The organism is Cellulomonas sp. EB106-03-03-XG116, assembly GCF_058792015.1.
In genome coordinates, this window is the sequence record NZ_JBYTEP010000026.1 from 42,226 (window position 1) to 56,365 (window position 14,140).

General features: G+C 75.5%; 13 protein-coding genes. 11 read left to right on the forward strand and 2 right to left on the reverse strand.

The genetic code is table 11. The features are described 5' to 3' along the window. Positions 1–24 precede the first annotated feature (24 nt). The gene (locus AC3WUG_RS11340) at positions 25–756 is read right to left on the reverse strand and encodes a DsbA family oxidoreductase (protein WP_492327748.1); all 732 of its coding nucleotides are present in this window, start codon (positions 754–756) and stop codon (positions 25–27) included. Continuing rightward, positions 753–1,736: a quinone oxidoreductase family protein gene (locus AC3WUG_RS11345; protein ID WP_492327749.1), complete on the reverse strand. Its 984-nt coding sequence runs from the start codon at positions 1,734–1,736 to the stop codon at positions 753–755. Before AC3WUG_RS11345 ends, AC3WUG_RS11340 begins: the two co-directional genes overlap by 4 nt. Before the next feature lie 232 nt (positions 1,737–1,968). Here AC3WUG_RS11345 and argC point away from each other — a divergent pair, with 232 nt between their 5' ends. The 11 genes from argC (at position 1,969) to tyrS (ending at position 13,417) form a co-directional block, all read left to right on the forward strand. Next, positions 1,969–3,039, forward strand: a complete 1,071-nt coding sequence (gene argC / locus AC3WUG_RS11350) for an N-acetyl-gamma-glutamyl-phosphate reductase (RefSeq protein WP_492327762.1) — start codon at positions 1,969–1,971, stop codon at positions 3,037–3,039. Further along, on the forward strand, positions 3,036–4,220 hold the full coding sequence (gene argJ / locus AC3WUG_RS11355; protein ID WP_492327750.1) for a bifunctional glutamate N-acetyltransferase/amino-acid acetyltransferase ArgJ: 1,185 nt from the start codon (positions 3,036–3,038) through the stop codon (positions 4,218–4,220). The genes argC and argJ overlap by 4 nt, the downstream gene beginning before the upstream one ends. Further along, a complete protein-coding gene (argB, locus tag AC3WUG_RS11360) occupies positions 4,217–5,221 on the forward strand; it encodes an acetylglutamate kinase (RefSeq protein WP_158373226.1) in 1,005 nt (334 codons plus the stop codon). The genes argJ and argB overlap by 4 nt, the downstream gene beginning before the upstream one ends. After that, the gene (locus AC3WUG_RS11365; protein WP_492327751.1) at positions 5,222–6,508 is read left to right on the forward strand and encodes an acetylornithine transaminase; all 1,287 of its coding nucleotides are present in this window, start codon (positions 5,222–5,224) and stop codon (positions 6,506–6,508) included. Next, positions 6,505–7,437 carry an ornithine carbamoyltransferase gene (argF, locus tag AC3WUG_RS11370; RefSeq protein ID WP_492327752.1) on the forward strand — a complete coding sequence of 311 codons (933 nt, stop codon included), beginning with the start codon at positions 6,505–6,507 and terminating at the stop codon, positions 7,435–7,437. Before AC3WUG_RS11365 ends, argF begins: the two co-directional genes overlap by 4 nt. Beyond that, complete coding sequence (locus AC3WUG_RS11375; RefSeq protein WP_492327753.1) at positions 7,434–7,988, forward strand: arginine repressor; 555 nt, start codon at positions 7,434–7,436, stop codon at positions 7,986–7,988. Before argF ends, AC3WUG_RS11375 begins: the two co-directional genes overlap by 4 nt. Positions 7,989–8,045: 57 nt before the next feature. Then, positions 8,046–9,284, forward strand: a complete 1,239-nt coding sequence (locus AC3WUG_RS11380) for an argininosuccinate synthase (RefSeq protein WP_492327754.1) — start codon at positions 8,046–8,048, stop codon at positions 9,282–9,284. Further along, a complete protein-coding gene (gene argH / locus AC3WUG_RS11385; RefSeq protein ID WP_492327755.1) occupies positions 9,277–10,692 on the forward strand; it encodes an argininosuccinate lyase in 1,416 nt (471 codons plus the stop codon). The genes AC3WUG_RS11380 and argH overlap by 8 nt, the downstream gene beginning before the upstream one ends. A 19-nt stretch (positions 10,693–10,711) precedes the next feature. Continuing rightward, positions 10,712–11,314 (forward strand): nucleoside/nucleotide kinase family protein, encoded by a 603-nt coding sequence (locus AC3WUG_RS11390; RefSeq protein ID WP_492327756.1) that lies wholly within the window; start codon positions 10,712–10,714, stop codon positions 11,312–11,314. Positions 11,315–11,376: 62 nt separating this feature from the next. Continuing rightward, the gene (locus AC3WUG_RS11395) at positions 11,377–12,099 is read left to right on the forward strand and encodes a DNA-3-methyladenine glycosylase (RefSeq protein ID WP_492327763.1); all 723 of its coding nucleotides are present in this window, start codon (positions 11,377–11,379) and stop codon (positions 12,097–12,099) included. Positions 12,100–12,151: 52 nt separating this feature from the next. After that, positions 12,152–13,417 carry a tyrosine--tRNA ligase gene (tyrS, locus tag AC3WUG_RS11400; protein ID WP_492327757.1) on the forward strand — a complete coding sequence of 422 codons (1,266 nt, stop codon included), beginning with the start codon at positions 12,152–12,154 and terminating at the stop codon, positions 13,415–13,417. The last annotated feature ends 723 nt before the right edge of the window (positions 13,418–14,140 follow it).

A 14,140-nucleotide genomic window follows, 5' to 3' on the forward strand; every position in this document is an offset into this window, starting at 1 on the left:
GCCCGCCGACCCGCGCCCCGCGGCTCAGCAGCCGTCCGGCCCGCACGCCTCCGCGTCGGCCGCGCCCGCGATCGTCGGGATCGCCAGCGGCGGGTTCGCGTCGGCCCAGGCCTGGGACAGCAGCTGCGCGAACACCTCGACCGGCTGCGCACCCGACAGCCCGAGCCGGCGGTCGGCGACGAAGAACGGCACGCCCTGGATGCCCAGCGCGGCGGCCTCGGCCTCGTCGGCGCGCACGGCGCCCGCCCCGGCGTCCGACGCCAGCGCGGCGCGCACGGCGTCGCCGTCCAGCCCGGCCTCGACCGCGACCTCCACCAGCACGTCCGGGTCGTCGACGACCCGCCCGTGCTCGAAGTGCGCGCTCATCAGCCGCTCGACGACCTCGGCCGCGGCGTCGTCCCCGCCCAGCGAGGCGGCCACGTGCACCAGGCGGTGCGCGTCGAAGGTGTTGGCGGGCACGACGGTGTCGAAGTCGTAGGCCAGCCCGACCGACGCGGCGACGGCCGTCACCTGGTCGAACATCTGCCGCACCTGGTCGACGGGCATGCCCTTGCGCTCGGACAGCATCTGCGCCTCGGTCAGCCCGGGGTGGGCCGTCGACGGCTCGGCGTCCGGCTGCAGCTCGAAGGAGCGCCACGTCACGCGGACGTGCTCGCGGTGCTCGAAGTCGGCGAGCGCGGCGGCGAACCGGCGCTTGCCGATGTAGCACCAGGGGCAGGCGATGTCGGACCAGATCTCGACGTGCAGGTCTCTCATGCGGTCAGGAGCACCTTTCCGGTGGTGGCCCGGCCCTCGAGCGCGCGGTGCGCCTCGGCGGCCTCGGCCAGGGGGTAGGTCGCGCCAACCCGGACGTCGAGGGTGCCGGCGGCGACGGCCGCGAACAGCTCGTCGGCCCGCCTGGTCAGCTCGTCCCGGGTGGCGGTGTAGTGGCCCAGGGTCGGCCGGGTGAGGAACAGGGACCCGGCGGCGTTGAGCCGCTGCGGGTCGAACGGCGGGACCGGCCCGGAGGAGGCGCCGAACAGCGCGAGGCCGCCCCGGGGCCGCAGCGAGGCGAGCGAGGCCTCGAAGGTCGTGGCACCGACGCCGTCGAACACCGTGTGCACGCCGCGGCCGCCGGTCAGGTCGCGCACGAGCGCGGGCAGCTCGGTCGTGAGGTCGTCCAGCTCGGTGTACCGGATCACCTCGGAGGCGCCGGCGGCGCGGGACAGCGCCTCCTTCTCGGCGGTGCCGACCGTGGTGATGACCCGCGCGCCGCGCGCGGCGGCGAGCTGGGTGAGCAGCAGGCCGACGCCGCCGGCCCCGGCGTGCACCAGCACGTCCTGGCCCTCGCGCACGGGGAAGGTCGACGTGACGAGGTAGTGCGCGGTGAGGCCCTGCAGGGGGAGGGCGGCCGCGACCTCGTCGGCGACGCCGTCCGGCACCCGCAGCGCGACGGCCTCCGGCACGACGACGAGCTCCGCGTAGGAGGAGGGGGCCGACGCCCACGCCACCAGGTCGCCGACCGCGAAGTCCCGCACCTCGCGGCCGACGGCCTCGACGACGCCCGCGCCCTCGGACCCCGGCACGTGCGGGAACGGCATCGCGTAGACGCCGCTGCGGCGGTACGTGTCGATGAAGTTCACGCCCGCGGCGCTGAGCCGCACCAGGAGGTCGCGCGGACCCGGCAGCGGGTCGGGGATCTCGTCGGGCTCCAGGACGTCGGGTCCACCCGGCTCGGTGGCGAGGATCGCGTGCATACGAGCAGCAACGACCGGCCCGGCCCCGGCATTCCGGCCGTGTCAGGGTCCGGGCCGGCGCGAGGGCCGCGTGCTCGCGGCCCGGTCCCCGCCCGATAGTGGCCTGACCACCCGCTTCATCGGGTGCCGGCGCGACAATGGACCGGGGACCAGCGGCCGGTCCACCCGCGCCGACCCCGCGCGCCACGCCGCGGACGCCCCGATGAATCACTGTGCACTCGGGTGTATGGTCATGCACATGTCCTTCTCCGTCGCCGTCGCGGGCGCCTCCGGGTACGCCGGCGGCGAGACCCTGCGGCTCCTGCTCGGCCACCCCGAGGCCGAGATCGGCGCGCTCACCGCCCACTCCAACGCCGGCACCCGGCTCGGCGCGCACCAGCCGCACCTGCGCGGCCTCGCGGACCGCGTGCTGACCCCGACCTCGGTCGACGAGCTCGCCGGCCACGACGTCGTGGTGCTGGCCCTGCCGCACGGCGCCTCCGGCGAGATCGCCGCGGCGCTCGCGGACCGGGGTGACGGCGCGCTGGTCGTGGACCTCGGCGCGGACCACCGGCTGACCGACCCCGAGGCGTGGCGCCGGTTCTACGGCACGGAGCACGCGGGCACCTGGCCCTACGGCATGCCCGAGCTGCTGCACGCGGGGGAGACGACGCCGTCCGCCCAGCGCGCGGCGCTCGCGGACGCCCGCCGGATCGCCGTCCCCGGCTGCAACGTCACCGCCGTGACCCTGGCGCTCCAGCCGGGCGTCGCCGCGGGCGTCGTCGACCCGGCCGACGTGGTCGCGGTCCTGGCCGTGGGGTACTCCGGCGCCGGGAAGTCGCTCAAGACCCACCTGCTGGCGTCCGAGGCGCTCGGGTCCGCGCAGCCGTACGCGGTCGGCGGCACGCACCGGCACGTCCCGGAGATCCAGCAGAACCTCGGCGTCGCCGGCGCCGCGACGGTCGGCCTGTCGTTCACCCCGGTGCTGGTCCCGATGTCCCGGGGCATCCTCGCGACCGTGACCGCGCCGCTGGCGCCCGGCGCCGACGCCGCCGCCGTGCGCGCCGCCTGGGAGACCGCCTACGCCGCCGAGCCGTTCGTCGAGCTGCTGCCCGAGGGGGAGTGGCCGACCACCGGCGTCACCACCGGCGCGAACACCGCGCTCGTCCAGGTGACCGTCGACGAGGCGGCCGGCAAGGTCGTCGCGCTCTGCGCGCTGGACAACCTGGTCAAGGGCACCGCGGGCGCCGCGGTGCAGTCGCTGAACCTCGCGCTCGGCCTGCCCGAGCGCACCGGCCTCACCACCGAGGGAGTCGCCCCGTGACCGCCGCCATCGAGAGCGCGGGCGTGACCGCGCCCGCCGGCTTCCGCGCCGCGGGCGTGACCGCCGGCCTCAAGCCGTCCGGGAAGCCGGACGTCGCCCTCGTCGTGAACGACGGCCCGCTGCAGGTCGCCGCGGGGGTGTTCACCTCGAACCGCGTCGTCGCGGCGCCGGTCGTCTGGTCCCGGCAGGCGGTGGCCGACGGCGTCGCCACCGCGGTCGTGCTGAACTCCGGCGGCGCCAACGCGTGCACCGGCCCCGACGGCTTCCTCGACACCCACCGCACCGCCGAGCACGTCGCGGAGGTGCTCAGCACGTCCGCCGGGGACGTCCTGGTGTGCTCGACCGGCCTGATCGGCGAGCGGCTGCCGATGGACCTGCTGCTCCCCGGCGCCGACGCCGCCGCCGCGGCCCTCAGCACCGAAGGCGGCCCCGACGCCGCCACCGCCATCATGACCACCGACACCGTGAGCAAGACCGCCGCGGTCGCCGGCGACGGCTGGACCGTCGGCGGCATGGCCAAGGGCGCGGGCATGCTGGCGCCGGGCCTCGCGACCATGCTCGTCGTGCTCACCACCGACGCCGTCGTCACCGCCGAGCAGGCCGACGCCGCGCTCCGCGCCGCCACCCGGACCACGTTCGACCGGGTCGACTCCGACGGCTGCATGTCGACCAACGACACCGTGCTGCTGCTGGCCTCCGGCGCGAGCGGCGTGACGCCGGACCCCGAGGCGTTCGCCGCCGCCGTGGCCGCGGCTTCCGCCGACCTCGCCCGGCAGCTGGTGGCGGACGCCGAGGGCGCCTCGCACGACATCGCGGTCACGGTGACCGGCGCGACCTCCGAGGAGGCGGCCGTCGCCGTCGCGCGGGCGGTCACCCGGTCGAACCTGTTCAAGGCCGCCGTGTTCGGCAACGACCCGAACTGGGGCCGCGTGCTCGCGGCGGTCGGCACGGTGCCGGAGGACGTCGCCCCCTTCGACGCCGCGCTGCTCGACGTGTCGATCAACGGCGTCCAGGTGTGCCGCGCCGGCGGGGTCGGCGAGCCGCGCGAGCTGGTCGACCTGGCCGCCGCCCGCGAGGTCCGCGTCGACGTCGACCTGCACGCCGGCGACGCCGCCGCGACCATCTGGACCAACGACCTCACGCACGACTACGTCCACGAGAACAGCGCGTACTCCACATGAGCCTCGACGCCCCGCCCCCGCACGACGACGCGTTCGACACGCGGACCGACCTGCGCCCCGACCAGAAGGCCGAGGTGCTGATCCAGGCGCTGCCCTGGCTGCAGCGGTTCGCCGGCGCGCTCGTCGTGGTCAAGTACGGCGGCAACGCGATGGTCGACGAGGACCTCAAGCGCGCGTTCGCCGAGGACATGGTGTTCCTGCGCCAGGTCGGCCTGCGCCCGGTCGTCGTGCACGGCGGCGGCCCGCAGATCAACGCGATGCTCGACCGGCTCGGCATCGAGTCGGAGTTCCGCGGCGGCCTGCGCGTCACCACGCCCGAGGCGATGGACGTCGTCCGCATGGTGCTGACCGGCCAGGTGTCCCGCGAGCTCGTCGGCCTGCTGAACGCGCACGGCCCGTACGCGGTCGGCCTGTCCGGCGAGGACGGCGGCCTGCTGCAGGCCCGGCGGCGCACTGCCACGGTCGACGGCCAGCAGGTGGACGTGGGCCAGGTCGGCGACGTCGTCGAGGTGAACCCGGGCGCCGTGCACGACCTGCTCGACGCGGGGCGCATCCCCGTCGTCTCGACGGTCGCCCCCGACATCGACGACCCGACGCAGGTGCTCAACGTCAACGCGGACACCGCGGCGGCGGCGCTGGCGGTCGCGCTCGGCGCGCGCAAGCTCATCGTCCTCACCGACGTCGAGGGCCTGTACACGTCCTGGCCCGACCGGTCCTCGCTCGCGCGGCGGATCCGGGCCGGCGCGCTCGCCGACCTGCTGCCGTCCCTCGACTCCGGCATGCGCCCCAAGATGGAGGCCTGCTGGCGGGCGGTCACGGGCGGCGTCGGCCGCGCGCACGTCATCGACGGCCGCCAGGCGCACTCGATCCTGGTCGAGGTCTTCACGTCCGACGGCATCGGCACGATGGTGCTGCCCGACGACGAGCCCAGCCCCTCGCCCTTCACGTCCCCGATCCCGCGGGTCGCACCGACCGTCCCCCACGTCCCCGAGGTGAGCTGAGTGACCGAGCAGCACCTGGAGCCGCAGGACCCCGCCGCGCTGGCCGGGGCCGACTCCGTGGCCCACTGGACCGAGCGCTACGGCCACGCGCTCATGGACACGTTCGGCGCCCCGCAGCGCGTGCTGGTCCGCGGCGAGGGCCCGTACGTGTGGGACGCCGACGGGTTCCGCTACCTCGACCTGCTCGGCGGCATCGCGGTCAACTCGCTCGGTCACGCGCACCCGACGCTGACCGCGGCGATCTCCGCGCAGCTCGGCACGCTGGGCCACATCTCGAACTTCTTCGCGAGCCCGACGCAGATCGCGCTGGCCGAGCGGCTGCTCGCCGTCGCCGACGCCCCTGAGGGCTCCCGGGTGTTCCTCACGAACTCCGGCACCGAGGCCAACGAGGCGGCGTTCAAGATGGCCCGCCGGAACAGCGAGGGCCCCGGCGGCGTGCGCCGGACGCGGGTCCTCGCGCTCGAGGGGGCGTTCCACGGCCGGTCGATGGGCGCGCTCGCGCTCACCTCCAAGGCCGCGTACCGCGAGCCGTTCGAGCCGCTGCCCGGCGGGGTCGAGTTCCTGCCGTTCGGCGACACCGCGGCGCTGGAGGCCGCGTTCGCGGACGGTGCCGGCGACACGGTCGCCGCGCTGTTCCTCGAGCCGATCCAGGGCGAGGCCGGCGTCCTTCCGCTGCCGGCCGGGTACCTGGCCCGCGCCCGCGAGCTGACCGAGGCGCACGGCGCGCTGCTGATCCTCGACGAGGTGCAGACCGGCATGGGCCGCACCGGCACCTGGCTCGCGCACCAGCACCCGCACCTCGGCGGCGGCACCCGCCCCGACGTCGTCACGCTGGCCAAGGGCCTGGGCGGCGGCTTCCCGGTCGGGGCGGTCGTCGCGTACGGCGAGCGGGCGGCGACGCTGCTCGGCCGCGGCCAGCACGGCACGACGTTCGGCGGCAACCCGGTGGCCTCGGCGGCGGCGCTGGCGACCATCGGCGTGATCGAGCGCGACGGGCTGCTGGCGCACGTGACGGACCTGGGCGCCTGGTGGCGGTCGGAGATCGCCGCGCTCGGGCACCCGCTGGTCGCCGAGGTGCGCGGCGAGGGTCTGCTGATCGCGGTGCAGCTCACCGCGCCGGTCGCGGCCGAGGTCGCGTCGCGCGCCCTGGCCGCCGGGTTCATCGTCAACCCGTGCACCCCGCAGACCATCCGGCTCGCCCCGCCGTACGTGCTCACCCGCGAGCAGGCCGCGACGTTCACCGAGTTCCTCGCGGCGCTCCCGCACGACCTGGGGAGCGCGGCGTGAGGCACTTCCTGCGCGACGACGACCTGTCGCCCGCCGAGCAGGCCGAGGTCCTGGAGCTCGGGCTGGCGCTCCGGGCGGACCGGTTCGCCCGCCGCCCGCTCGACGGCCCGCGCGCGGTCGCGATCATCTTCGACAAGCCGACGCTGCGCACCCAGGTGTCGTTCACCACCGGCGTCGCGGAGCTCGGCGGCTACCCGCTGCTGGTCGACGGCAACCTCGCCCGGATCGGCGTCCGGGAGTCGATCGCCGACACCGCGCGGGTGCTCGGCCCGCAGGTCGCGGCGGTCGTCTGGCGCACGCACGCGCAGGCCCGGATCGAGGAGATGGCCGCGCACGCGGGCGTCCCGGTCGTGAACGCGCTGACCGACGACTTCCACCCGTGCCAGATCCTCGCGGACCTGCTGACGATCGCCCAGCACCGCGGCGGCGTCGCGGCGCTGCGCGGGCTCCAGCTCGCCTACACCGGCGACGGGTCGAACAACATGGCGCAGTCGTACCTCCTGGGCGGCGCGACCGCGGGGATGCACGTGCGGATCGCCACGCCGGCGGCGTACCTGCCGGCGGCGGAGGTGGTGTCGGCGGCGGCCGCGATCGCCGCGGAGACCGGCGGCTCGGTCCAGGTGACCGACGACCTCGCGACGGCCGTCGCCGGCGCGGACGCCGTCGCCACCGACACCTGGGTCTCGATGGGGCAGGAGGCCGAGGCCGCCGAGCGCGAGCGGCCGTTCGTGCCGTACCGGCTCGACGCCGCGGCCCTCGCGCTCGCCGCGCCGGGCGCCCTCGTGCTGCACTGCCTGCCTGCGTACCGGGGCAAGGAGATCACCGCCGAGGTGCTGGACGGCCCGCAGTCGGTCGTCTGGGACGAGGCGGAGAACCGGCTGCACGCCCAGAAGGCGCTGCTGGCGTGGCTCCTGGAGCGTGCCTCGTGACCGCGTCGGCCGCCCGGGCCGACGAGCCCGCCGCCACCACCGGCCGGGTCCCGTCGACCAAGGCCGCCCGGCACGCGCTGATCCGCGACGTGCTGTCCCGGCAGTCCGTGCACTCGCAGTCGGAGCTCGCCGACCTGCTGGCCCACCAGGGCGTCACCGTCACCCAGGCCACGCTGTCCCGGGACCTCGTCGAGCTGCGCGCGGTGAAGATCCGCACGCCCACGGGGTCGCTCGCGTACGCCGTGCCGGGGGAGGGCGGCGACCGGTCGCCGGCCCCCGTGGTCGACGCCGAGGCGCTGGCCGCCCGGCTCGCGCGGCTGTGCTCCGAGCTGCTCGTCACCGCCGAGGCCTCCGGCAGCCTCGTCGTCCTGCGGACCCCGCCCGGGGCCGCCCAGTTCCTCGCCTCCGCGATCGACCACTCGGTGCTCCCGGGCGTGCTCGGCACCATCGCGGGGGACGACACCGTCCTCGTCATCGCCCGCGAGGGCGCCGACGGTCCCGAGGGCACCGCGCTCGCCGCGCGGTTCCTCGAGCTGGCGACGACCGGCTGACGCGCCGGTCCGCCCCACCTGCTCCGCACCACTCACGACACCTGAAAGAGAAGACACATGACTGAGCGCGTCGTCCTCGCCTACTCGGGCGGCCTGGACACCTCCGTGGGCATCGGCTGGATCGCCGAGGCGACCGGCGCCGAGGTGATCGCCGTGGCGGTCGACGTCGGCCAGGGCGGCGAGGACCTCGAGGTCATCCGCCAGCGCGCCCTCGACTGCGGCGCCGTCGAGGCCTACGTCGCCGACGCCCGCGACGAGTTCGCCGCCGAGTACTGCATGCCCGCGCTGCGCGCGAACGGCATGTACCTCGACCGGTACCCGCTGGTCTCCGCGCTGTCCCGCCCGGTCATCGTCAAGCACCTGGTGCGCGCGGCCCGCCAGTTCGGCGCCACCACCGTCGCGCACGGCTGCACCGGCAAGGGCAACGACCAGGTCCGGTTCGAGGTCGGCATCACCTCGCTCGCCCCCGACCTCAAGTGCCTCGCGCCGGTGCGCGACCTGGCGCTGACCCGCGACAAGGCGATCGAGTTCGCCGAGCGGAAGAAGCTGCCGATCGCGACCACCAAGCACAACCCGTTCTCGATCGACCAGAACGTGTGGGGCCGCGCCGTCGAGACCGGCTTCCTCGAGGACATCTGGAACGAGCCCACCAAGGACGTCTACACCTACACCGACGACCCGACGTTCCCGCCGGTCGCCGACGAGGTCGTCATCACGTTCGCCCAGGGCGTCCCGGTCGCGCTGGACGGCGTGCCGGTGACCCCGCTGCAGGCCATCCAGGAGATGAACCGCCGCGCGGGCGCCCAGGGCGTCGGCCGGATCGACATCGTCGAGGACCGCCTCGTGGGCATCAAGTCCCGCGAGGTCTACGAGGCGCCGGGCGCGATCGCGCTGATCGCGGCGCACCAGGAGCTCGAGAACGTCACCGTCGAGCGCGAGCAGGCGCGGTTCAAGCGCCAGGTCGAGCAGCGCTGGACCGAGCTGGTCTACGACGGCCAGTGGTTCTCCCCGCTGAAGAAGTCGCTCGACACCTTCATCGACGACACCCAGCGCTACGTCTCCGGCGAGGTGCGCATGGTGCTGCACGGCGGGCGCGCGACGGTCACCGGCCGGCGCTCCGAGACCTCGCTGTACGACTTCAACCTCGCGACCTACGACTCGGGCGACACGTTCGACCAGTCGGCGGCCCGCGGGTTCATCGAGATCTACGGCCTGTCGTCCAAGCTCGCCGCCGCGCGCGACGTGAAGTTCGGCAACGCCGAGGACCTCGGCTCGCAGGGCGGCATCGGTGCCTGAGCAGGCCGGCGCGCTGTGGGGCGGCCGGTTCGCCGGCGGCCCCGCGGACGCGCTCGCCGCCCTGTCGAAGTCGACCCAGTTCGACTGGCGGCTGGCGCCGCAGGACATCGCGGGGTCGCAGGCGCACGCGCGAGTGCTGCACGCGGCGGGGCTGCTGGACGACGCGGGCCTCGCGGGCATGCTCGACGCGCTGGAGCGGCTGCGCGCCGACGTCGCGTCGGGGGCGTTCGTCGCCGCCGAGTCGGACGAGGACGTGCACGGCGCGCTGGAGCGCGGGCTGATCGAGCGCGCCGGGGCCGACCTCGGCGGGCGGCTGCGCGCCGGGCGGTCCCGGAACGACCAGATCGCGACGCTGGTGCGGATGTACCTGCGCGACTCCGCGCGCGAGGTGGTGGGGCTGACGCTCGACGTCGTCGACGCCCTGGTGGCGCAGGCGGAGGCCGCGGGCGACGCGATCATGCCCGGGCGCACGCACCTGCAGCACGCGCAGCCCGTCCTGCTCGCGCACCACCTGCTGGCGCACGCGTGGCCGCTGCTGCGCGACGTCGAGCGGTACGCCGACTGGGACCGCCGCGCCGCGGTGTCCCCGTACGGCTCGGGCGCGCTGGCCGGGTCGTCGCTGGGCCTGGACCCGGCGGCCGTCGCGGCCGACCTCGGCTTCGACGGCCCCGTGGAGAACTCGATCGACGGCACCGCGTCCCGCGACGTCGTCGCGGAGTTCGCCTGGGTGTCCGCGATGCTCGGCGTCGACCTGTCCCGGCTGGCCGAGGAGATCATCCTCTGGTCGACCGTCGAGTTCGGGTTCGTCCGGCTGGACGACGCCTACTCGACCGGGTCGAGCATCATGCCGCAGAAGAAGAACCCCGACGTCGCCGAGCTCGCGCGCGGCAAGGCCGGGCGGCTGGTCGGTGACCTGACGGGGCTGCTCACCACGCTCAAGGGCCTGCCGCTCGCGTACAACCGCGACCTGCAGGAGGACAAGGAGCCGGTGTTCGACCAGGTCGACACCCTCACCGTCCTGCTGCCGGCCTTCGCGGGCATGGTCGCGACGCTGCGGTTCGACACGGAGCGGATGGCGTCGCTCGCGCCGCAGGGGTTCTCGCTCGCGACCGACATCGCCGAGTGGCTGGTCCGCGAGGGCGTGCCGTTCCGGGTGGCGCACGAGGTCGCGGGCGCGTGCGTCCGGGCCTGCGAGCAGCACGAGCCGGCTGTGGAGCTCTGGGAGCTGACGGACGACGAGCTCACCGCGATCCACCCGGCGCTCACCCCCGAGGTGCGGTCGGTGCTGAGCGTCGAGGGGTCGGTCGCCTCGCGGTCGGCGCACGGCGGGACGGCGCCGGTGCGGGTGGCGGAGCAGCTCGACCGGGCGCGCGCCCGGGCCGCGGAGCTGCGCGCCGCCGCGTCGTGAGGTCTGGCACGATCGCCGCGTGGACCTGACGCGCGAGCAGCAGGGGCACGAGGACGCCGCGGGCGTGCTCGTGCCCCTGCTGCTGTCCCGGGGCCCGCGGCTCGGGCCCGTGCGGGCGGTCGCCGTCGACGGCCCCGCCGGGTCCGGCAAGACCACCCTGGCCGGGGGGATCGCGCGCCGGTGCACCGAGGCGGGGGTGCGCGCGCAGGTCGTGCACATGGACGACCTGTACGCCGGTTGGTCCGGGCTCGACGGCGACCTGTGGCCGCGGCTCGCGGCCCAGGTGCTCGAGCCGCTGCGCCGCGGCCTGCCCGGCCGGTTCCAGCGGTACGACTGGCACGCGGGGCGGTTCGACGGCTGGGTCGACGTGCCGGTCCCGGACGTGCTGGTGCTGGAGGGCTGCGGCTCGGGCCGGCTCGCGGGCGCCCCCGACCTGTCGCTGCTGGTGTGGGTCGAGGCCGACGACGCGACCCGGCTGGCGCGCGGCCTGGAGCGCGACGGCGCGGACGCGCTGCCGCACTGGGAGCGGTGGATGCGCGACGAGGCGGCGCACTACGCGCGGGAGGGCACGCGCGGACGCGCCGACGTGCGGGTCGACGCATGGGGCAGGATGGCCCGGTGAGCCGGGCGGTCGAGGGGAGCGGGGCGGACGACGCGCGCGCCGCGACGCCCGCCGGCGAGCCGGTGCCCGCCGCGTCGCTGCCGGGGCCCGGGCCCGAGCTGCCCGGCGGCGTCCCGGGCGTCGTGCCCGCGCGGACCTGGTTCGGGCGGCCGGTGCTCACCGTCGCCCCCGACCTGCTCGGCGCGCACGTCACCGTCCGGTCCGACGAGGGCGACGTGACCCTCCGGATCACCGAGGTCGAGGCGTACGCGGGGGAGGCCGACCCCGGTTCGCACGCCTTCCGCGGCCGCACGGCGCGCAACGCCGTGATGTTCGGCGAGCCCGGCCGGCTGTACGTGTACCGGCACCTCGGCCTGCACCACTGCGTCAACGTCGTGACCGGCCCCGCCGGCGCCGCCTCGGCCGTGCTGCTGCGCGCGGGCGAGGTCGTCGACGGCGTGGAGCTCGCCCGCGGCCGCCGCCTGCGCTCCGGCGTCGTCGACTCCGACCGGCAGATCGCGCGCGGCCCGGCACGGCTCGCGGTCGCGCTCGGGCTCGACCTCGCGGACTACGGGGCCGACCTGACGGAGCCCGGGGGGCGGATCGTGGTGCACCGCGACCCCGACGCGGTCGTGGGCGCGCACGCCACCGGCCCGCGGGTCGGCGTCTCGGGACCCGGCGGCGACGCCGCCCGGTACCCCTGGCGGTTCTGGCTCGCCGGCGAGCCCACGGTGTCCGCCTTCCGGCCCGCGTATCGCCGGCCGGCGTCGGGAAGCAGCCCGCAGCGCGGGACGACGCCGGCATGACCTCTTCCGCCGACGGTGCGGCCCCGCGGCCGCGCGATGCAAGGAGCACGACGTGACCCACCTCCTGGACGAGCTCGCCTGGCGCGGCCTCGTCGCCCAGACCACCGACCTCGACGCCCTGCGCGAGGCGTTCGACGCCGGCCCGGTGACCTTCTACGCCGGGTTCGACCCGACCGCGCCCTCGCTGCACCACGGCCACCTCGTGCAGCTGGTGCTCATGCGGCACCTGCAGCTCGCCGGCCACCACCCGCTCGCCCTGGTCGGCGGCGCCACCGGCCTCATCGGCGACCCGCGGATGTCGGGGGAGCGGGTGCTCAACACCAAGGACACCGTCGCCGAGTGGGTGCAGCGCCTGCAGTCCCAGATCAGCCGGTTCCTCGACTTCGACGGGGACAACCCCGCGCGCATGGTGAACAACCTCGACTGGACGGGCGAGCTCACCGCGATCGACTTCCTGCGGGAGATCGGCAAGCACTACCGGCTCGGCACGATGCTCGCCAAGGACACCGTCGCCCGGCGGCTCGCGTCCGACGAGGGCATCTCGTTCACCGAGTTCAGCTACCAGATCCTGCAGGGCATGGACTACCTCGAGCTGCACCGCCGGCACGGGTGCACGCTGCAGACCGGCGGCAACGACCAGTGGGGCAACCTGCTGTCCGGCGTCGAGCTCATCCGCAAGGCCGAGCACGCGTCGGTGCACGCGCTCACCACGCCGCTCATCACCAAGGCCGACGGCACCAAGTTCGGCAAGTCCGAGGGCGGGGCCATCTGGCTCGACCCCGAGATGATGAGCCCGTACGCCTTCTACCAGTTCTGGCTCAACCAGGACGACGCCGAGGTGATCGGCTACCTCAAGGTCTTCACGTTCCGCACCCGCGAGCAGATCGCCGAGCTCGAGGAGGCGGTGGCCACGCGCCCGGCCGCCCGGGAGGCGCAGCGCGCCCTGGCCTACGACGTGACGTCGCTCGTGCACGGGGTGGACGCGACCGAGAAGGTCATCGCCGCGAGCCGCGCGCTGTTCGGCGGCGGCGACCTGGCCGAGCTCGACGCCCCGACGCTGGCCGCCGCGGTGGCCGAGCTGCCGTCGGCGGACGTCGCGGTCGGCGACCCGCTGGTCGACGTGCTCGCCGCCACCGGGCTGGTCGCCAGCAAGGGCGCGGCCCGGCGGGCGATCGCCGAGGGCGGGGCGAACGTCAACAACCGGAAGATCACCGACGAGGCCGCGGTCGTCGAGGCCGGCGACCTGCTGCACGGGGAGTACCTGGTGCTGCGGCGCGGGAAGCGGACGCTCGCCGTGGCGCGGGTGGCCGGCGCCTGACCCCGCCCGGCGCGGTGCCGGGCGCCGCGCGGGCGCAGGTCGGCGGTCGCCGACGACGAGGGGCGGTCCGCCGGGTGCGGGCCGCCCCTCTCGCACGTGCGGCGGGGCGGCGCGGGCGGCTGCGCGCCGGTGCCGCCGGGGCGGGAGGTCCGGACAGGGCCGGCATCCGGCGGGGTTGCGCCGTCCCGGGACGTGGGTCACAGTGGGACGAGCGCGAGGGTGCTGGGACCGAGGTCCCGGTGCTCCCGACAGGGGTCACCCTGGCCGCCGGGAGGCGAAAGCCCAGGTGGGACGGGGTGCGGGGAGCGCCCGCGCCGCCGGTTTGACGAGGGTCGGACGGCGTGCGTAAGGTATCTCCTCGTCGCCCGGCAGGGAGGAACGGACACCGAGGGTCACCTCGATGGCTGGTCCCGCGGGACGACGAACCCCCGGCACGACCTCCAGGCGCTTCGGCGCCTCCTCGGTCGCGCCGGACCGGGACTGCTGACCTGCTCCGCGAAATGCCGCGGACAAAGCGGGTCGGAAAGCCTGGTAGGGTTTCGGAACGTCGGAAACGCCCGGTAAACGGACGGTGAAGACGGGAAAGAACCTCTGGTAGGGTTCAGGAACGCGAAGAAACGCCGGAAGGCGCGGAAAGCGGGCCAGGAACTCTGGTAGATTGGAACCGAGCCTCCGGCCGGACGCCCTGCAACGGGTGGACGGGGGATGCGCGTCTGTTCTTTG

Bases quoted from the DNA above. Each gene is read 5' to 3' on its own strand.
- AC3WUG_RS11345 (WP_492327749.1), bottom strand. From the start codon at position 1,736: ATGCACGCGATCCTCGCCACCGAGCCGGGTGGACCCGACGTCCTGGAG.
- argB (WP_158373226.1), top strand. From the start codon at position 4,217: ATGAGCCTCGACGCCCCGCCCCCGCACGACGACGCGTTCGACACGCGG.
- AC3WUG_RS11340 (WP_492327748.1), bottom strand. From the start codon at position 756: ATGAGAGACCTGCACGTCGAGATCTGGTCCGACATCGCCTGCCCCTGG.
- argC (WP_492327762.1), top strand. From the start codon at position 1,969: ATGCACATGTCCTTCTCCGTCGCCGTCGCGGGCGCCTCCGGGTACGCC.
- AC3WUG_RS11380 (WP_492327754.1), top strand. From the start codon at position 8,046: ATGACTGAGCGCGTCGTCCTCGCCTACTCGGGCGGCCTGGACACCTCC.